14 protein-coding genes are annotated in these 19,357 nt (G+C 44.9%); 8 read left to right on the top strand and 6 right to left on the bottom strand.

Annotated features, from left to right (window positions below; all coding sequences use genetic code 11):
* Positions 1-2: 2 nt before the first annotated feature.
* Both mfd and J4N43_RS10720 read right to left on the bottom strand, forming a co-directional pair.
* On the bottom strand, positions 3-3,464 hold the full coding sequence (gene mfd, locus J4N43_RS10725) for a transcription-repair coupling factor (protein ID WP_053349429.1): 3,462 nt from the start codon (positions 3,462-3,464) through the stop codon (positions 3-5).
* A 5-nt stretch (positions 3,465-3,469) separates the two neighbouring features.
* Positions 3,470-4,039, bottom strand: a complete 570-nt coding sequence (locus J4N43_RS10720; RefSeq protein ID WP_017634743.1) for a hypothetical protein — start codon at positions 4,037-4,039, stop codon at positions 3,470-3,472.
* Between the two features lie 249 nt (positions 4,040-4,288).
* Here J4N43_RS10720 and lolC point away from each other — a divergent pair, with 249 nt between their 5' ends.
* The 3 genes from lolC to lolE are packed head-to-tail and all read left to right on the top strand — an operon-like array spanning position 4,289 to position 7,444.
* Positions 4,289-5,497 (top strand): lipoprotein-releasing ABC transporter permease subunit LolC, encoded by a 1,209-nt coding sequence (lolC, locus tag J4N43_RS10715; RefSeq protein ID WP_053349430.1) that lies wholly within the window; start codon positions 4,289-4,291, stop codon positions 5,495-5,497.
* Positions 5,490-6,197, top strand: a complete 708-nt coding sequence (lolD, locus tag J4N43_RS10710) for a lipoprotein-releasing ABC transporter ATP-binding protein LolD (RefSeq protein WP_053349431.1) — start codon at positions 5,490-5,492, stop codon at positions 6,195-6,197. The genes lolC and lolD overlap by 8 nt, the downstream gene beginning before the upstream one ends.
* 2 nt (positions 6,198-6,199) lie before the next feature.
* Positions 6,200-7,444 carry a lipoprotein-releasing ABC transporter permease subunit LolE gene (gene lolE, locus J4N43_RS10705; protein WP_017820016.1) on the top strand — a complete coding sequence of 415 codons (1,245 nt, stop codon included), beginning with the start codon at positions 6,200-6,202 and terminating at the stop codon, positions 7,442-7,444.
* Between the two features lie 150 nt (positions 7,445-7,594).
* Here the strand turns inward: lolE and J4N43_RS10700 are convergent, their stop codons facing one another.
* Complete coding sequence (locus J4N43_RS10700) at positions 7,595-8,104, bottom strand: DUF2062 domain-containing protein (protein ID WP_005387834.1); 510 nt, start codon at positions 8,102-8,104, stop codon at positions 7,595-7,597.
* 8 nt (positions 8,105-8,112) lie between these two features.
* Between J4N43_RS10700 and J4N43_RS10695 the strand changes: the two genes are divergently transcribed.
* Genes J4N43_RS10695 through kdsB form a run of 5 tightly spaced genes read left to right on the top strand, consistent with a single transcriptional unit; the run spans position 8,113 to position 14,076 of the window.
* Positions 8,113-10,368, top strand: a complete 2,256-nt coding sequence (locus J4N43_RS10695; RefSeq protein ID WP_053349432.1) for a DNA internalization-related competence protein ComEC/Rec2 — start codon at positions 8,113-8,115, stop codon at positions 10,366-10,368.
* A 31-nt stretch (positions 10,369-10,399) separates the two neighbouring features.
* Positions 10,400-12,148: a lipid A ABC transporter ATP-binding protein/permease MsbA gene (gene msbA, locus J4N43_RS10690; protein ID WP_005378453.1), complete on the top strand. Its 1,749-nt coding sequence runs from the start codon at positions 10,400-10,402 to the stop codon at positions 12,146-12,148.
* 5 nt (positions 12,149-12,153) lie between these two features.
* Entirely contained in the window at positions 12,154-13,161 is a 1,008-nt protein-coding gene (gene lpxK / locus J4N43_RS10685; RefSeq protein ID WP_053349433.1) for a tetraacyldisaccharide 4'-kinase, read from the top strand.
* Entirely contained in the window at positions 13,142-13,321 is a 180-nt protein-coding gene (locus J4N43_RS10680; RefSeq protein WP_005378451.1) for a Trm112 family protein, read from the top strand. The genes lpxK and J4N43_RS10680 overlap by 20 nt, the downstream gene beginning before the upstream one ends.
* Positions 13,321-14,076 carry a 3-deoxy-manno-octulosonate cytidylyltransferase gene (gene kdsB, locus J4N43_RS10675; protein ID WP_053349434.1) on the top strand — a complete coding sequence of 252 codons (756 nt, stop codon included), beginning with the start codon at positions 13,321-13,323 and terminating at the stop codon, positions 14,074-14,076. The genes J4N43_RS10680 and kdsB overlap by 1 nt, the downstream gene beginning before the upstream one ends.
* Positions 14,077-14,155: 79 nt before the next feature.
* Here the strand turns inward: kdsB and J4N43_RS10670 are convergent, their stop codons facing one another.
* Genes J4N43_RS10670 through J4N43_RS10660 form a run of 3 tightly spaced genes read right to left on the bottom strand, consistent with a single transcriptional unit; the run spans position 14,156 to position 18,980 of the window.
* Entirely contained in the window at positions 14,156-15,715 is a 1,560-nt protein-coding gene (locus J4N43_RS10670; RefSeq protein ID WP_005378449.1) for a SpoVR family protein, read from the bottom strand.
* A gap of 11 nt (positions 15,716-15,726) precedes the next feature.
* Positions 15,727-16,998 (bottom strand): YeaH/YhbH family protein, encoded by a 1,272-nt coding sequence (locus tag J4N43_RS10665; RefSeq protein ID WP_005378448.1) that lies wholly within the window; start codon positions 16,996-16,998, stop codon positions 15,727-15,729.
* A 47-nt stretch (positions 16,999-17,045) separates the two neighbouring features.
* Entirely contained in the window at positions 17,046-18,980 is a 1,935-nt protein-coding gene (locus J4N43_RS10660; protein ID WP_005378447.1) for a PrkA family serine protein kinase, read from the bottom strand.
* Positions 18,981-19,357 lie beyond the last annotated feature (377 nt).

The following is a 19,357-nucleotide window of genomic DNA, read 5'->3' as shown; positions in this document are numbered from 1 at the left end:
TATTAGCTCGTTGGTAATAAATTCTGTTTAAAATCATTCAGTAAGTCTTGAACAAACTGAATGCGTTTACGTCGGTCCACCAATGGTACGCTAAACTTGAACTTAGTTGGACCTTCCATTGCAAATTTTTGCGGCTGTGATTGCAACAGTTTAACTAAATACGCTGGATTTATGTCAGCATCAGGGTAAAACTCGATAAATCCACCTTTATCATGGGCTTCTATCTTTTTCGCTTTTAAACTACCAGCCGAAATTTTCAATTCTGAGACGGCAAGTAAGTTCTTTGTTGCGTCTGGAAGCAGACCAAAGCGATCAATCAGTTCCACTTTTAGCTCTGATAGTTCATCACTGCTTGTGACACTCGCAATGCGTTTGTACATCGACAGTCGTGTGTTTACATCCGGAATGTAATCATCTGGTAAGAGCGCTGGGATTCGCATTTCCACTTCAGTTTGCTCACGAAGCAGCTCATCCAAAGATGGCTCCTTGCCTTCTTTTAATGCTTGCACTGCTTGTTCCAGCATTTCCATATAAAGTGTAAAACCAACGGATTGAATTTGCCCACTTTGCTCATCACCAAGCAGCTCACCAGCACCACGGATTTCTAAATCGTGGGTTGCTAACGTAAAGCCAGCACCTAAGTCTTCCAGTGAAGCAATCGCATCAAGACGCTTGATGGCATCTTTGGTCATGGCTTTTGGATGTGGCGTTAATAAGTAAGCATAGGCTTGATGGTGCGAACGTCCAACACGGCCACGTAATTGATGCAACTGCGCCAAGCCAAGATTGTCCGCACGATCCATGATTATGGTATTCGCCGTTGGTACGTCGATACCGGTTTCGATGATGGTTGTACACACCAACACATTAAAGCGCTGATGGTAGAAGTCATTCATGATTCGCTCAAGTTCGCGCTCGCGCATTTGACCATGAGCCACGGTAATGCGTGCCTCTGGGATGAGCTTCTGTAAGTCTTCTGCCGTTTTTTCAATGGTTTCAACCTGATTGTGCAGGAAGTAAACCTGACCACCACGCATAATTTCACGCAGTACCGCTTCACGGACCACTGGCTCTTCTTTTTGTCGAACAAAGGTTTTAATGGCTAAACGGCGTGCAGGAGGTGTCGCGATGATCGACAGGTCTCGCATGCCACTCATTGCCATATTCAGTGTGCGTGGAATTGGTGTTGCGGTGAGGGTAAGAATGTCCACATCCGCGCGCATTGCTTTGACTTTTTCTTTTTGACGAACCCCAAAGCGGTGTTCCTCATCAACGATCAACAAACCTAAATCTTTGAATTTAATGTCGCTCGAAAGCAGCTTATGCGTACCAACGACAATGTCTACTTTACCATCGGCAACGTCTTGCAGAATGACTTTTTGTTCTTTGGCAGATTTAAAACGAGACAGTACTTCAACTCGGATTGGTAAGTTGGCAAAACGGTCACGGAAGTTTTCGAAATGCTGCTGAGCAAGCAAGGTTGTTGGTACGAGTACGGCGACCTGTTTACTGTTATCCGTTGCGACAAATGCTGCGCGCATAGCGACTTCCGTTTTACCAAAGCCCACGTCACCACACACTAAGCGATCCATCGCTTTTGCCTGGCACATGTCTGACAAGACGGCATTGATGGCCATCGCTTGGTCATCTGTTTCTTCAAACGGGAATGTTGCTTTAAATGTTGCGTATTGCCCACGATCTAGCTCAAATTTGAAGCCAGGTTTTAATTCTCGTTTAGCATACACATCCAGCAATTCTGCCGCGACATCACGCACTTTTTCTGCCGCTTTACGACGTGCTTTTGCCCACGCTTCACCACCTAATTTATGCAGTGGCGCACTCTCTTCAGCGCCGCCAGAATAACGGCTGATAAGATTCAGTGATGAAACTGGCACGTAGAGCTTGGCATCGTTTTGGTACTCAAGAGTGACGTATTCCGTTTTCATACCACCGGCTTCAAGTGTTTGTAAACCGATGTAGCGGCCAATACCGTGATCAATATGAACCACAGGTTGACCGGGTTTTAGTTCCGCAAGATGGCGAATAACGGTGTCACTGTTGACGGCTTTTTTATCTTTGCGGCGTCGCTGGATAACACGGTCACCGAGTAGATCACTTTCACAGATCAGAGCGAAGTTCAGCTCTTCGTGAATGAAACCATGCTCTGCTGCGCCTAAGATCAAGCTGAATCGATCACCCGAGTCTAGAGCTTGGTAAAGTGAGCCATGTACGACTGGCCGAACTTTGATGCCTTGCAACAGCTCCGTTAGTGCTTCACGACGACCTTCTGACTCTACCGAGAAAACGATTTTTCCGCTGAATTGCTCACTAAACTGACGAAGGCGCGAGAGCGGCTCTTTATTTTGTTGCTGAACGCCAAGCTCGGCTAACGATTGTACGGGTAGGTTTTGACGACCGGCACGCTTAACCACTTTATCTAGGCTCAATTGAGCGATAGGGAGCTGTTTTAGTTGACTGAAAAGTTCGTCTTTTTTCAACCAAAGCTGTTCAGGAGTCAAAAGAGGACGTAGCGGATCAACTTTTTTCTGGTCGAATCGATATTCGACATCGGCTAAGAAAGTATCGACCGCAGATTCGATATCACCATATGTGATGACTTGAGAGTCTTCTGGCAAATATTCAAATAAAGTCTCGGTATGGTCAAAAAACAGCGGCTGCCAATACTCAATACCAGCGGGCCACGTGCCTTTGGTCACTTGCATGTAGATTGATTCAGGCTCGCGGCGTGCGTCGAACTGGGTGCGCCAACGTGTACGGAAATCTTCAATCGCTTCTCTAGTGGTTGGGAACTCATGTGCAGGCAGCAATTGGATTTGCTGAATATCGTCGATAGAGCGTTGGTTCTCTGGATCAAACGTGCGAATGGTATCTATTTCATCATCAAAGAAGTCGATGCGGTACGGGTCATTGCTGCCCATAGGAAAGAGATCCAGAATAGACCCACGACTTGCATATTCACCTGGTCCAAATACTTGATCTACATGGCGGTAGCCTGAATTTTCAAGTTGTACACGTAACTTCTCTAGCGAGAGCCGATCACCAGTTTTCACCATTAAAGTGTGTTGCAACAGAAAATCACGTGGCGATTGGCGTTGCAATACTGTACTGACCGGAACGATGGTTATGCCATCACGTTGACTTGGCAGTTGGTATAGGCGTGCGATACGTTCAGAGATGATTTCTTGATGCGGAGAAAAGTTATCGTAAGGCAGCGTTTCCCAGTCGGGGAACAGGCTTACCGTTTGGTCGGTGAATTGCTCAATCTCTGCCTGAAGCTTTAAAGCGATTTGCGGGTCAGGCACAACGAGTAGCGAGTGACTCGAATGCTGCTTGGCTAGCTCTGCAATGGCTAGAGGTAGAGCTGCGCCCGGCAAATTACCTAGCTGTTTTTTGTCGCCACGCTCTGAAGGGTTGGTGACGGAAAGAATCGTTGCTTTTGTCATAGGAATTATTTTTTATCTCGCTCCATCGAGCGCTGACGTAAAAGTTTTTGTTGTTGATACAGTGCCGCCTTTATCAGTAAATCTTGATCAGATTCTCGGAGCATCTTGTATCTAAGCGTGATAATGAAATCTTGCTCTGAAGCATCACATTCTTCTACTTGAGCGTAACAGTAAATCGCCGCAGCAGGGTGATCGAGGAACAGTTTAACACGAACGAGTTGTTGAGTAGTTAACGCTGTATCTGAGCGGAAACTGAGTTGACTAGCACCAAACTGCGTCGTTTGATATCGAATGGAGGCGTCATCTTGTTGTGAAAGCATAAAGCTCAACAAGAGGTTAAGTTTCGCGTTTTGCGTATCAAGCAAGTTGATCACATGCTTTAACTCTTTGTTTTTCAGCTCTAGACGCGCGTTGTCTGCCAACATATCTAAGTGACTAAATTCACTGGCGACAATAAATGGTGCTGGAATTTCGGAGGCAAATGTTTCTTCATCTGGCAAAGCAAAGTCCGCACTCAACGTTTCGACGTTGATGGTGAGGTTATGATGGACGGTAAAGTATTCTTGCTCTGTCATATAGTCGATCCTTTTGCCAGTGAGCGCTCCCTGTTCACTCAACAAACAAAGAGAAATAGGGCACTGATTATCGCTAACTGAATGAAGTTATCAAGTTTAGCCGATTTGTCCTTGAACTTTTTGCCTTAAATACAGACTTATTGCATGTCGTTGACAAATTTAGCGATTCTCTTGTCTTCTTAATGAGAAGAGTAAGGTAAGATAATCCGCTAAAGCTTTATATCAAAACAACCAGTTGGTTTGTCTTATATGTATCATCCTATCTCATTGTTTATTGGCTTAAGGTATCTTCGGGGACGCTCTGGAGATAGGTTCAGCCGATTTGTTTCTTATATGTCGACGGCGGGTATTACGATCGGTGTAATGGCGTTGGTGACGGTTCTTTCTGTGATGAACGGGTTTGAATCGCAGTTAAAAGAACGCATTTTAGGTGTGCTACCTCATGCCGTTGTTTCGCAACACGATGGAAAAACGCCTATGACCGAGTCTGCCCCTCCATTTGTTCAAGCGATGTCGAGTGAATCTCAGCCGGAGCCTATCGTTAGAGGAGAGGCTGTTATTCAGAGTTCTGCACAGCTGACGGCTGGTTACCTCATCGGTATTGAACCTAAGAAAGGCGATCCGATTAGCAACCATTTGATTGCCGGACGATTATCGTCACTTCAAGCAGGTGACTACAATGTATTTTTGGGTCACAGTTTGGCGCGTTCACTAAAGGTCTCAATCGGGGATAAAGTGCGCTTGATGGTGACCAACGCGACGCAGTTTACCCCACTTGGTCGTATTCCTAGCCAGCGAAACTTTACTGTCTCAGGCATTTTCAATACGGGATCGGACGTTGATGGTCAATTAATGATTGTGAACATGACGGATGCATCTAAGCTGATGCGTTTCCCTAAAGACACGGTTTCTGGTTGGCGTGTCTTTTTCTCTGACCCATTTATGGTGACGGATTTTGCTGACCAACCCATGCCTGATGGGTGGCAATGGAGTGATTGGCGCGAACAGCGTGGTGAGCTTTTCCAAGCGGTGAAAATGGAAAAGAACATGATGGGACTTATGCTAGGTCTAATTGTGGGTGTCGCTGCATTCAATATTATCTCCGCTTTAATCATGGTAGTAATGGAGAAGCAATCAGAAGTCGCAATATTGAAAACTCAAGGCATGACTCAATCTCAAGTGATGACCATTTTCATGGTGCAAGGTGCAAGCAGTGGTGTAATTGGCGCGATTGTTGGTGGCGCCGCGGGCGTGATCTTGTCACTTAATCTAAATGCGATTCTTGAATCTGCTGGTGTGGCGCTATTCAGCTTTGGTGGTCATCTACCCATCTTGATTGATTCACTGCAAATTCTTTTAGTGGTGGTGTTGGCGATTGCTCTTAGCCTTGCTGCTACGCTTTATCCTTCTTATCGAGCATCTTCTGTTAAACCTGCTGAGGCACTTCGCTATGAATAAGCTATTAGAATGTCGTGATATTCGTAAAGTCTACCGAGAGGGTTCGTTAGATACGGAAGTGTTGAAAGGCGTAAGTTTCGATATCGACAAAGGGGAGTTGGTTTCTATTGTTGGCTCTTCTGGTTCGGGAAAAAGTACCTTATTGCATATTTTAGGTGCGTTAGATGACGCAACTCATGGTGAAGTTGATTTTCTAGGGCAAAACTTATCAGCTTTGAGCTTGAACAAACAGGCGGCATTACGCAACAAGCACCTTGGTTTTGTATACCAGTTTCATCACTTATTGGCTGACTTTACTGCGCTTGAAAATGTGGCGATGCCACTGATGATTGGCGGTGCTAAAGTAGCGGATGCAAAACAGGCGGCTAAAGCGCTGTTAGATAAAGTTGGTTTGAGTCATCGGATGCAACATAGACCCTCCGAGTTATCGGGCGGTGAGCGTCAGCGTGTTGCGATTGCGCGTGCATTGGTGAATAAACCTGATCTGGTCTTGGCTGATGAACCTACGGGGAACTTAGATCACAATACGGCACTGTCTATCTATGATTTGATGCGCGAGCTCAATAAAGAGTCAAACATTGCATTTTTGGTTGTCACGCATGACAAAGAGCTGGCAGCAAAAATGGATCGTCAAATGCACATGCAAGATGGTTTGCTCGTAGATCGTTTTGTGACTGATACAGCATCTGCGGAGGGCTAGTTTTGTTTACCTCTTTAGCTTTGATGATTGGTGGTCGCTTCAGTCGAGCGAAAAAGCGCAACAAGATGGTGTCTTTCATATCGCTTTCTTCGACTATTGGTATTGCGGTTGGCGTTGCTGTGATCATTATCGGTTTGTCTGCAATGAATGGCTTTGAGCGCGAGCTGCAATCGCGTGTGTTGTCTGTGATCCCACACGGCGAGTTAGAAGGTGTTAATGGACCACTTCATGACTACACCAAAACGATGAATCAAGCTCTAAAACATGAACATGTTGTTGCGGCAGCACCGTACGTTCGTTTTACGGGCTTGGCAGAAAAAGGCAGTAAGCTAAAAGCGATAGAAGTTCGTGGTGTAGAGCCTACTTTCGAGCAAGCGGTGTCGAGCTTATCGAATTTTATTGACCAAGAAGCTTGGCAAAACTTTTATGCCGGTCAGCAGCAAGTGATCTTAGGACGAGGTGTAGCAAACGAGCTAAATGTCGCCGTGGGGGATTACGTTACGTTGATGATTCCGCAAACAGGCGGCGCAAATAAAGTGCAGGCTCCTAAGCGAGTGCGCGTGAAGGTGTCAGGGTTCTTAACATTGAATGGCCAAATCGACCACTCTCTAGCGTTAGTACCATTAGCGGATGCTCAGCAATACGCGAGATTAGGGGAAGGGGTCACTGGCATTTCACTAAAAACTGACGATGTTCTCAATGCGCCTTCTATTGTTCGCGAGGTTGGTAGCATGATTGATGTTTATGTGTATTTGAAAAGCTGGCAGCAAAAGTTTGGTTTTTTGTATCGCGATATTCAGCTCGTGCGCACCATTATGTACTTGGTGATGGTACTGGTGATTGGCGTGGCATGTTTTAATATTGTGTCTACGTTGATGATGGCAGTGAAAGACCGAGCGGCGGAAATCGCAATTTTGCGAACAATGGGAGCAAAAGATAGCCTAATCAAACGGATCTTTGTTTGGCAAGGTGTATTCTCTGGTGTATTTGGCAGTCTCGTCGGCAGTGTTATCGGTGTCTTAGTGGCGTTAAACCTGACTCCGTTAATTAAAGGGTTAGAGAGCTTAATTGGTCATCAGTTTTTATCGGGCGATATTTACTTCGTCGACTTCTTACCATCACAACTACACTGGCCAGATGTGGCATTGGTGTCAGTGACGGCGATAGTGCTTAGTTTACTTGCGACGTGGTATCCTGCTTCTCGTGCCGCAAGATTGAATCCGGCGGCTGTACTGAGTTCTAAATAGCGGATTGTTTTACAATATGCGAAAAACAAAAAAAGGACCGAATTCGGTCCTTTTTTGTATTTATCCGACTTGAGTAACATCGCGTTTCATTCTAACTGTTAGATGCCCCTCAACTGATAGCTCAAATGCTGATTTTTACGCAGTAAGGTCTTATCTTATTTTGCGTTTTTGCCAGCTCCGTACCACCGAGTAGCGCCAAAGCCCTCGAATTCCGAAGTAGCCAATAATCGCGGATACAACCCCACAAATTGCGCAGCCCAATAGAAATGGAGGTCCAATGGTGCTCATTTGCTGCATGATGAATTCCCACGATAGTTCAAAGTGAAAAGGTTGCGGGGGAAGACGCATCACTAGAGCACCTAGCTTGTACGCAAAGTAAAATAGCACAGGCATAGTGATAGGGTTGCTGATCCATACCAAAGCGACGGAGAGGGGCAGATTGACACCCAACATAATGGCCAAGCCAGCGGCCATGATCATTTGGCTCGGCAGCGGAACAAAAGCCATAAATAACCCGACAGCAAAAGCCCCTGATGCCGAGCGGCGGTTTAAGCACCACAAGTTCGGGTTGTACAACACATTGCCGAAGACCTTCAATGCTTTTTGGCGTTTGATCAATTCATGATCTGGCATGAAGCGTTTTATCAGCTTTCTAGGCATAGGACAGCATGACTCTCTCAGAAAAAAGTTGGACCTTGGCGTTATTTTTAGCGAGCGTAATCTCGTCAGCTTGGTGGCCGACAATACCAGATTGGCGTTGGTTGCTGCTGGGAATAATAACCACTGGCTCAATAATCAAATTACGTCGTGGCTTAATTAGCATAGGCGCAATTGCGGGCTTTATGGTTGTCATCGTCCACGGCAATGTATTGGAGTCTCAGAGACAAGCCCTTTTTCAAGCAGGGGAGAATATTACCATAATTGGTAAAGTTGACAGCCCTTTTACGCAAATAAGTCACGGTTATGAAGGTATTGTCGCTATAGAAGCGGTAAATTCTCAAACTCTGTTACCTTTTCTTAAACCTAAAATCCGTCTTATTACGCCTTTTCCACTCGATGTTAACAGTGAGTTTACGACATCCATCTCGTTAAAGCCGATTACAGGTCTACGCAACGAAGCTGGCTTTGATGCTGAAAAGCACGCGATGGGTAAAAATATTATCGCCCGAGCGGTTGTCAACAAAGACGCTAAGTGGATTGTTCGTTCTAATGTATCTCTGCGTCAATCCATTATTGCCGATGTCGCTGATGATGTGTCTTCCCTTCATCATTTCTCGTTAATAAGTGCGTTAGTTTTTGCTGACCGTTCTTGGTTGTCTAAGGAAGATTGGCAAGCGCTCAGGGACAGTGGTTTACTGCATTTGGTCTCCATTTCTGGTTTACATATTGGTATGGCGTTTACTTTTGGGCTAGTCGTGGGCGGTACCGTTCGTTATCTATTACCCCAATACCAGTTGTTACCTAGCTTATATGGGCTGATCTTCGCTGTTGCCTACGCTTGGTTAGCGGATTTCTCTCTGCCTACTACGCGAGCAGTGTCGGTATGCGTTGTTTACGTTCTCCTGAAGTATACTCTGGTGCACTGGACTTCTTGGCGAGTTCTTTTGCTTGCAGTATCTATACAACTGCTTGTCCAACCTTTTGCATCCTACAGTATGAGCTTTTGGTTATCATACCTCTCCGTTTGTGCGGTATTGTTCGCAATTAATTTGATTCGACATCAAAGGGGAGGTTGGAAAGCGCGATTAAAAGCGTTATTGCTTACTCAATTGATGTTGAGCGCTTTAATCGTACCTGTTAGTGGCCATTTCTTCTCCGGTTTTAGTTTGTCCTCAATAGCCTACAACTTGGTATTTATTCCTTGGTTCGGATTTATCGTTGTACCTTTGATGTTTCTAGCCCTGTTCTCATCTTTGTTTCTTGAAATGATAGCGAAGCCTCTGTGGCATTTGGTGGACTGGTCATTACAGCCATTGAGCACGTCAATACAGTACGCAATAGGTTCTTGGCAACCTATTAGCATGGAAATGACAATGCTGGTTATGGCGATAGTGGTTTGCTTAATATTTCAACGGTTCATGTCTCAGTACGCGTGGTATTTGTTACTCGGCATCGTTATTAGTATCAAGCTTGCATCGGAGTATGAACCGCATTGGCGTATCGATGTATTAGATGTAGGTCATGGCCTTGCAGTGGTTGTAGAAAAAGACGACAAGGTGTTGCTGTATGACACTGGTAAAGCATGGCAAAGCGGCAGTATCGCAGAGCAGGTCGTCACCCCGGTTTTGCATCAACGAGGTTATGAAAGCATAGATACACTGATTCTAAGCCATTTCGATAATGATCACGCAGGCGGCCGCTTTTTCATTGAAGATGCCTTTTCTCCACAACGTAAACTTAGTAGTCAATTCTTTATCGGATATGAGCCTTGCACTAAAGGCGACCAATGGAAATGGCAAGGATTAAAGATGGAAGTGCTCTGGCCTCCTGAACTTGTTCAACGTGCGTATAATCCGCACTCCTGTGTATTACGACTTACTGACCCTATTTCTAACTTTAGTATGCTTTTTACTGGTGATATTGAGGCCATTAGCGAGTGGATTTTGCTTAGAGAACCCGGAAAGTTACAAAGCGATGTGATGCTAGTCCCTCACCACGGGAGTAAAAGTTCATCGAATCCTCGATTTATCGAGGCGGTGAGCCCGAGTGTGGCGGTTGCTTCTTTAGCAAAAAACAATCGATGGGGAATGCCAGCGGAAAATGTCGTTGCTTCATACCGAAAGCTTGGCATTACTTGGCTTGATACTGGTGAGGGTGGTCAGGTAAGCTTCTTTATTCACCGTGATAATTGGCGCTCAGAAACCAAACGTAGCGATACATTTGAGCCTTGGTATAGGCAGATGCTGCGTAAGGGAGTAGAATGAGAGTCTTAATGTAAGAAAATAAAGCACTTCTATGTCGATAAATACTGATGAAACGACTTGGCAGACGTTTAAGCGTCTATGGCAATTTATTCGCCTTTATAAGTCAGGTCTTGTCGTTGCAGTCATTGCATTAGTTATTAATGCCATATCAGATACCTATATGATTTCCCTACTAAAACCACTACTCGATGAAGGTTTTGGGAACGCTGAATCTGATTTTTTACGCACGCTTCCATTGATTATTTTTGCCATGATGTTCATCCGTGGCATAAGTGGATTTGTCTCCACCTACTGTTTGAGTTGGGTATCTGGCAACGTAGTTATGCAGGTCCGTCGCATGGTGTTCAATCACTTTATGCATATGCCAGTGTCATACTTTGATAAGGAAAAGACTGGCAACTTATTGTCGCGTATAACCTACGACTCAGAGCAAGTATCAGCGGCAACTAGCCAAGCGTTGGTGAGCATTGTGCGTGAAGGCGCAAGTATCATTGGTCTGTTAGTCTTGATGTTTTACAACAGCTGGCAATTGTCGCTAGTGCTGTTTGCTGTTGCTCCCGTTGTGGCATGGGGTATTGGTGTTGTTTCTAAACGTTTTAGAAAAATATCCAAAAATATGCAGACCATGATGGGTAACGTAACTGCATCAGCAGAGCAGATGCTGAAAGGCCATAAAGTTGTGTTGAGCTATGGCGGCCAAGACATCGAACGTAAACGATTTGAAAAAGTCAGCAACCAAATGCGTCAACAAAGCATGAAGTTGGTGACGGCTCAAGCGGCGGCTAACCCTATCATCCAAATGATTGCATCACTTGCAATTGTTGCCGTTCTTTATTTAGCAAGTATTGATTCGATTAAAGAGCAACTGACTCCAGGTACATTTACTGTTGTCTTCTCTGCAATGTTTGGTCTGATGCGCCCACTTAAAGCGCTGACTAACGTTACTTCTCAGTTCCAACGTGGTATGGCCGCGAGCCAAACGCTCTTCGCGTTAATTGACCTCGAGCCTGAGAAAAACGAAGGTAAGTTGACAGTTGAACGCGCAAATGGCGATGTTTCAGTTAAAAACATAAGCTTTACTTACACTGGTGCAGAAAAACCAGCATTGGAAAATGTCAGCTTCGATATTCCAAGAGGAAAAACGGTGGCGCTAGTTGGCCGTTCTGGCTCAGGTAAAAGTACCATCGCGAACTTGTTCAACCGCTTCTACGATGTTGACAGTGGATCTATCACATTAGATGGGCATGATATTCGTGATTACGAGCTAAAGAATTTACGCCAGCAATTTGCACTAGTATCGCAAAATGTTCATTTGTTTAATGACACGATAGCAAACAATATTGCGTACGCAACGGATGGCCAATACGAGCGCAGTGATATCGAGAAAGCGGCAACACTCGCGCATGCGATGGAGTTCATCGGCAAAATGGATGATGGACTTGATACCATGATTGGTGAAAATGGTGCTAGCTTGTCTGGTGGTCAACGCCAACGTGTTGCGATTGCGCGAGCTCTATTGCGTGATGCTCCAGTGCTGATTCTTGATGAGGCAACTTCAGCTTTGGATACCGAATCCGAGCGAGCTATTCAAGCTGCACTTGATGAGCTGCAAAAAGACAAAACGGTACTTGTAATAGCGCACCGCTTATCCACAATCGAGAAAGCCGATGAAATTCTTGTGGTTGATGATGGTGCCATCATTGAACGTGGCAACCACGCTGAGCTTATTGAGAAAAATGGTGCGTATGCACAATTGCACCGTATTCAGTTTGGTGAATAAGCGCGGTGATTGAAAAAATCTGGTTTGAAAACCATCCAATAAAATATCTCTTGTGGCCGCTTTTGTGGCCACTGAGTTTATTATTTGGAGCGATAAGCAAGTCAAAGCGAAAGCAATACCAAACTGGCCGCAAGCAAGCTTATAATGCGCCTATACCTGTTGTTGTAGTTGGCAATATCACTGCTGGTGGCAATGGTAAAACACCAGTTGTTGTGTGGCTTGTTGAGCAACTACAGCAAATGGGCTTTAAGCCGGGGGTTGTTTCTCGTGGTTATGGGGCAAAGGCTCCTGCCTATCCGTTAGTGCTACAAGAAGATACTCCAGCGAAGCATTGTGGCGATGAACCTAAGTTGATTCATCGCCGTACAGGAGCACCTGTTGCGGTAGATCCTGTGCGTTCAAATGCTGTGAAAGCACTGCTAGATTTGGATGTGGATATCATAATTACGGATGATGGATTACAACATTATGCGTTAGGCCGTGATATTGAGTTAGTGATTGTGGATGGGAATCGCCGGTTTGGTAATGAAAGCCTGATTCCATTAGGTCCTTTACGTGAAGGTATTGAGCGACTTAAAGAAGTCGACTTTACCATCACCAATGGCGGTCAAGCTCATACGGGCGAAATCGCAATGGCTTTAGCACCTTCTAAAGCTATTAATCTTAAGACTAAGCAACATGTGGATGTCTCGGAGTTGAAAGATCTCGTCGCATTTGCGGGCATTGGGCATCCTCCGCGTTTTTTTCATACACTAAACTCGATGAACGCAGATGTTAAAGTCACAAAAGGTTTTGCTGACCATCAAGACTTTGATCAACAAGAATTAGAAGCATTGGCTCAACAAGGGACCAATGTGATTATGACCGAGAAAGATGCCGTCAAGTGCAGCCATTATGCGCAAGATAATTGGTGGTATCTGCCTGTATCTGCCCAGTTTGAATCAAACGATGCAGAGCAAATTTTAAATAGAATAAAAGAGGTTAAAGCGGCTTATGGATCACCGTCTACTTGAGATTGTAGCTTGCCCTGTTTGCAAAGGTAAGCTGACGTACGATAAAGATAATCAAGAGTTGATCTGCAAATTGGATCGCCTTGCTTACCCGATCAAAGAGGGTATTCCAGTTCTGCTAGAGCCTGAAGCTCGCACTATGAGCATGGATGAGGGACGCTAATGTCTTTTACGGTTGTCATCCCTTCGCGCTACGCATCGAGCCGTTTGCCTGGTAAACCGCTAGCGGATATTGGTGGTAAGCCTATGGTTCAGTGGGTTTATGAACAAGCGCTACAAGCGGGTGCGGAAGATGTCATCGTTGCAACTGATGACGAGCGTGTTGCGAAAGCGGTTTCGTCATTCGGTGGTAAAGTTTGTATGACCTCTCCCCACCACGAATCAGGTACGGAGCGTCTTGCAGAAGTTGTTGAAAAGATGGCTATTCCGTCAGACCACATCATTGTTAATGTGCAAGGGGATGAGCCTTTGATTCCGCCGTCCATCATTCGTCAGGTTGCTGATAACTTATCAGGGTGTGAAGCCCCGATGGCGACGTTAGCTGTAGAAATAGACTCGGAAGAGGAAGTGTTCAACCCGAACGCTGTTAAAGTTGTCGCAGATGAGCAAGGCTATGCGATGTACTTTAGTCGAGCAACCATCCCTTGGGATCGCGATAACTTTGCTAAACAAGACAAAACCATTGCCAACCCATTAATGCGTCATATTGGTATTTATGCTTATCGAGCTGGTTTCATTAATACGTATGTCAACTGGGCACCAAGTGCATTAGAGCAGATTGAGTGTCTTGAGCAACTGCGAGTGCTTTGGTACGGTGAAAAAATTCATGTGGCGGTAGCGAAAGAAGCACCAGCAGCAGGCGTTGATACGCCCGAAGATCTAGAAGCCGTGCGCGCGATTGTTGCAAAGCAAGCGTAACAAATGCTCATATAGATTTAAGAATAAACAAGGCTCCTGAATTAGGAGCCTTTTTGTTTTACTTGTATCGCGGTATTAGTTAAATGTTAGTGTCGTATTGGTTCCGTTTAGGGCAGGTCGCTAACACCTCTCGGTGACCGGTGTCTTTCACTTCTTGGAGAATGACATCAAAGCCCCATAATCGATACACGTGCTTTAGAACTTCTTCGTAACTATCATCAAGTGGGATGCGGTTGTGAGGAACGTACTGCAACGTAAGCGAGCGATCACCACGGACATCGACATTAAACACCTGAATGTTTGGCTCAAGATTAGATAAGTTATACTGAGCGGCTAGGGTTTCTCTAATGCGTTTATAACCCATCTCATCGTGTATCGCAGCGACTTCAATAAAGTTCTTATGATCATCATCGTTGATCGCAAACAACTTGAAATCACGCATTAATTTCGGAGAAAGGTATTGGCTAATAAAGCTTTCATCTTTGAAATTATGCATCGCGAAATGCACTGCATCTAACCAGTCGGTTCCTGCCAAGTCTGGAAACCACTCCTTGTCCTCATCAGTTGGTTCTTCACAGATACGCTTAATATCTCGGAACATGGCAAAGCCTAACGCGTAGGGGTTAATGCCATTAAAGTAAGGACTGTTATAAGGCGGCTGAGCCACGACACTGGTGTGGCTATGTAAGAACTCTAGAATGAACTTTTCAGACACCAAGCCCTCATCATAAAGATGGTTGAGTATGGTGTAGTGCCAGAACGTTGCCCAGCCCTCATTCATGACTTGCGTTTGTTTTTGCGGATAAAAATACTGACTGATCTTACGGACGATCCGAACAACTTCACGTTGCCATGGCTCTAACAACGGAGCATGTTTTTCGAAGAAGTAGAGCAAATTTTCCTGAGGCTCGCTTGGGAATCGCTCTTTAATGTCTTCCTCTTTCGTCTTGGCTGTTGGTACCGTGCGCCAAAGCTCATTAACTTGAGATTGTAGGTATGCTTCGCGTTCTTCTTGTCTTGCTTTTTCCTCTGTAATTGAGATTTTCTCTGGACGCTTGTAGCGGTCTACACCAAAGTTCATTAACGCGTGACAAGAGTCGAGCAGCTTTTCCACTTCTTTTACGCCATATCGTTCTTCACATTCGGCTAAGTACTTTTTGGCGAACAGCAGATAGTCGATAATAGAACTGGCGTCAGTCCACGTTTGGAATAGGTAATTACCTTTGAAAAAAGAGTTATGGCCGTAACACGCGTGTGCTATCACGAGCGCTTGCATTGTTACCGTATTTTCTTCCATCAAATAAGCAATACAAGGGTCGGAGTTAATCACAATCTCGTAGGCTAGCCCCATTTGACCATGTTTATAGTTCTGCTCTGTTTGAATGAATTTTTTACCAAATGACCAGTGGTTGTAATTGATTGGCATGCCGATGCTTGAATAGGCATCCATCATCTGTTCTGAAGTAATCACTTCTATTTGGTTAGGGTAAGTGTCTAGGCGATAATGCTCCGCGACACGCTTAATTTCTTTGTGGTATCGCTCTAACAGCTCAAATGTCCAATCTGGTCCATCTGGCAACACTTTACTGTTACGCTTCTTAGGCGCCTCTCCTGAGAGGTTTCTCGTTGCGGTATTCATCGCTAGCCTCCTTACGCCGTTTCTTTTTGGAATAGTTCACGAAAGACTGGGAAAATATCCTCCACAGAGCGAATGTTTTTCATTGCGAAATTAGGAAACTCTTCAGTGAGTTTTTCGTACTCATGCCATAGAGTTTGGTGCGAGCGCCGCGTGATCTCTATGTAAGAGTAGTACTGACAGTTTGGAAGTAATTTGTTCACTAACAGATCCCGGCATCTTGGCGAATCATCTGCCCAGTTGTCACCGTCGGATGCTTGAGCTGCATATATGTTCCACTGACCAATCGGGTATCGCTCTTTTACTATTTCATCCATTAACTTGAGCGCGCTAGATACAATGGTACCCCCGGTTTCTTGTGAGTAGAAAAATTCGTGCTCGTCCACTTCCTTCGCTTGGGTATGGTGGCGGATAAAGACGACTTCGACATTCTCGTAGGTACGAGTTAAGAACAAGTACAAAAGAACATAGAAGCGTTTTGCGATGTCTTTCGTTGCCTGATCCATAGAACCGGATACGTCCATTAGACAGAACATGACCGCTTGGCTCGATGGTACAGGGCGTTTCTCATAGTTCTTGAAGCGTAAGTCGAAGGTATCGATGAACGGCACGCTTTCGATTTTCTTGCGCAGTTCTTCAATTTCAGCCTTCAAGCGGTTCTCTTCAAACTGCTGAGCAGGCTCAATATTTTTGATGCGAGCAAGTTCGTCTTCTAGCTCTTTGAGAAGTCGTTTCTTACCAGCAGTCATTGCAGTACGGCGCGCAAGAGATTGTTGCAGAGAGCGTACTACGGCGATATTGGAAGGGATACCGGCAGTTTGAAAGCCTGCACGGTGCGTTTTCCATTCTGTGATTTTGGCAATTTGGTTTTTTTCTAGATTAGGCAGCTCGAGATCTTCGAACAAAATATCGAGGTACTCATCTTTTGATATTTGGAATACAAATTCGTCTTGGCCTTCTCCATCTGGACTGGCGTTCCCTTCTCCTGAGCCGCTACCCTGACCGCCACCTTTGGGACGCTCAATTTTATCACCAGTAATGAATTGGTCGTTACCGGGATGAACTCGTTCGCGAACACCACCTTTGCCTTGATGAAATATAGGCTCATTGATGTCTTTGTGAGGGATAGAGACGTCTTCGCCCGTTTCCGTATTCGTAATCGAGCGTCGATTCACTGCGTCTGCTACCGACTCTTTTATTTGCTCTTTGTGGCGCTTCAAGAAGCGCTGTCGATTAACAGCGCTCTTGTTCTTGCCATTGAGCCTTCGGTCTATAAATTGCGCCATGAAATAGCCCTCTTCATGTTTCACAAGCGACCTAACTCAATACTGGGTTAGGATGACTTACGTACTCGTAGGTACCACTCAGAAAGTAGGCGAACCTGTTTCTCGGTATAGCCTTTTTCCATCATGCGAGCGACAAAGTCGTCGTGCTTCTTCTGATCTTCAGAAGAGGTTTTCGCATTAAATGAGATAACCGGAAGTAGCTCTTCGGTATTGGAGAACATTTTCTTCTCGATTACTGTGCGCAGTTTTTCGTAGCTGGTCCAAACCGGGTTTTGACCATTGTTATTCGCTTTCGCACGAAGCACAAAGTTAACGATTTCGTTTCGGAAATCTTTCGGGTTAGAAATACCAGCTGTTTTTTCGATCTTTTCTAGCTCTGCATTCAGTGAAGAGCGATCAAATAGCTGACCGGTTTCTGGATCTCGGTACTCTTGGTCTTGAATCCAGAAGTCTGCATAGGTGACATATCGGTCGAAGATGTTTTGGCCGTATTCAGAGTAAGACTCAAGATAAGCAGTCTGAATCTCTTTACCGATAAACTCAACGTATCGAGGTACTAGGTAGCCTTTCAAGAACTCGAGATACTTCTCTGCTGTTTCAGCAGGGAACTGTTCGCGCTCGACCTGTTGTTCAATCACATAGAATAGATGTACAGGGTTGGCTGCCACTTCGGTTTGGTCGAAGTTAAATACGCGTGACAAAATCTTAAAGGCAAAACGTGTTGAGAGACCGTTCATGCCTTCATCGACACCAGCATAATCACGATACTCTTGATAGCTTTTTGCCTTTGGATCCGTATCTTTCAGCGTTTCACCGTCGTATACGCGCATCTTAGAGAAGATGGACGAGTTTTCAGGCTCTTTAAGTCTAGAAAGAATACTGAATTGTGCCAGAGTCTCGAGCGTGCTTGGTGAACAAGGGGCTTGAGACAACTCACTGTTTTCAAGAAGTTTTTGGTAGATTTTGACTTCTTCTGAAACACGTAGACAGTAAGGTACTTTCACAATATAAACACGGTCTAAGAACGCTTCATTGTTCTTGTTGTTACGGAAGGTCTGCCACTCAGATTCGTTTGAGTGAGCCAGAATCATACCGTCGAATGGAATCGCAGAAAGGCCTTCTGTACCGTTGAAGTTGCCTTCTTGCGTTGCTGTTAGCAGCGGGTGAAGCACTTTGATTGGTGCTTTGAACATCTCAACGAATTCCATTAAACCTTGGTTTGCTTTACACAGCGCACCGGAGTAGCTGTAAGCGTCTGGATCGTCTTGCGAATAGTGTTCAAGCTTACGAATATCGACTTTACCAACCAATGATGAGATATCTTGGTTGTTTTCATCGCCTGGTTCAGTTTTGGCAATACCGATTTGGTCAAGGATAGAAGGGCGTACTTTCACTACTTTAAATTTGGTGATATCACCACCAAACTCGTGAAGACGTTTAGCGGCCCAAGGAGACATGATCGAGCGAAGATAACGGTGCTCGATGCCATACTCTTTTTTCAAAATATCGCCATCTTCTGTGGCTTTGAATAGGCAGAATGGATGGTCATTCACTGGGCTGCGTTCGCCGTTAGCAGTAAGAACATAAATAGGCATCTGTTCCATCAGAGCCTTAAGCTTTTCTGCAAGCGAAGACTTACCGCCACCTACAGGGCCGAGTAGGTAAAGAATCTGCTTACGCTCTTCTAGGCCTTGCGCCGCATGTTTTAGGTAAGACACAATTTGTTCTATGGCATCTTCCATGCCATAAAAGTCTTTAAAGGTTTCATAACGAGAGATAACACGATTCGAGAAGATTCGGCTTAGTCTCGGATCCTTTGCCGTATCGATTATCTCTGGTTCACCAATCGCCATCAGTAGGCGTTCTGCTGCATTAGCATAAGCGCTTTTGTCATCTTTACACAGGGCTAAAAACTCCTGTAACGACATCTCTTCATCTTTTGCAGCTTCATATCTTGATTGATAGTGGTCGAAAATACTCATGTCGCTTTCCCCTTTAATAGTCAGTCTACCGACGAACGTTGATTCAGGCTTTCCACCAACAGTTATGCTCGTTGTTGTTTGAATATACGTCCTGTTATCACATTTGGTTCGTACAGAATGTAAGATTGGCGACACCAAAGACTTTGCTTTATGGACGGTTTTTTCGTTACAACGGTGAGCGGTGGATATGAATTTTTCAATCACAGCCTTTCTCTACTTAAGCCTAGTCGGGGATTTGCAATTTTGCTTAACAATTATGAATTTATTGTAAAAGTGACATTTGAATCACTCTTTTATTAAGGACGAATTTATGTCGTGAATAGGTGCAATAGAAATCAAATATTTGGCAAAGACGGAAGAGTCTCAGTGATTCGTTG

Origin of the sequence: Vibrio sp. SCSIO 43009, assembly GCF_023716525.1 — a bacterium.
Classification (GTDB): Bacteria; Pseudomonadota; Gammaproteobacteria; order Enterobacterales; family Vibrionaceae; genus Vibrio; species Vibrio alginolyticus.
Note: the sequence above shows the minus strand (reverse complement) of the source record. Positions and strands in the feature narration are given on the sequence as shown.

Excerpts from the sequence above, each read along its gene's own strand:
- mfd (WP_053349429.1), bottom strand. The coding sequence starts at position 3,464 with ATGACAAAAGCAACGATTCTTTCCGTCACCAACCCTTCAGAGCGTGGC.
- J4N43_RS10720 (WP_017634743.1), bottom strand. The coding sequence starts at position 4,039 with ATGACAGAGCAAGAATACTTTACCGTCCATCATAACCTCACCATCAAC.
- lolC (WP_053349430.1), top strand. The coding sequence starts at position 4,289 with ATGTATCATCCTATCTCATTGTTTATTGGCTTAAGGTATCTTCGGGGA.
- lolD (WP_053349431.1), top strand. The coding sequence starts at position 5,490 with ATGAATAAGCTATTAGAATGTCGTGATATTCGTAAAGTCTACCGAGAG.
- J4N43_RS10700 (WP_005387834.1), bottom strand. The coding sequence starts at position 8,104 with ATGCCTAGAAAGCTGATAAAACGCTTCATGCCAGATCATGAATTGATC.
- J4N43_RS10695 (WP_053349432.1), top strand. The coding sequence starts at position 8,113 with ATGACTCTCTCAGAAAAAAGTTGGACCTTGGCGTTATTTTTAGCGAGC.
- msbA (WP_005378453.1), top strand. The coding sequence starts at position 10,400 with ATGTCGATAAATACTGATGAAACGACTTGGCAGACGTTTAAGCGTCTA.
- J4N43_RS10680 (WP_005378451.1), top strand. The coding sequence starts at position 13,142 with ATGGATCACCGTCTACTTGAGATTGTAGCTTGCCCTGTTTGCAAAGGT.
- kdsB (WP_053349434.1), top strand. The coding sequence starts at position 13,321 with ATGTCTTTTACGGTTGTCATCCCTTCGCGCTACGCATCGAGCCGTTTG.
- J4N43_RS10670 (WP_005378449.1), bottom strand. The coding sequence starts at position 15,715 with ATGAATACCGCAACGAGAAACCTCTCAGGAGAGGCGCCTAAGAAGCGT.
- J4N43_RS10665 (WP_005378448.1), bottom strand. The coding sequence starts at position 16,998 with ATGGCGCAATTTATAGACCGAAGGCTCAATGGCAAGAACAAGAGCGCT.
- J4N43_RS10660 (WP_005378447.1), bottom strand. The coding sequence starts at position 18,980 with ATGAGTATTTTCGACCACTATCAATCAAGATATGAAGCTGCAAAAGAT.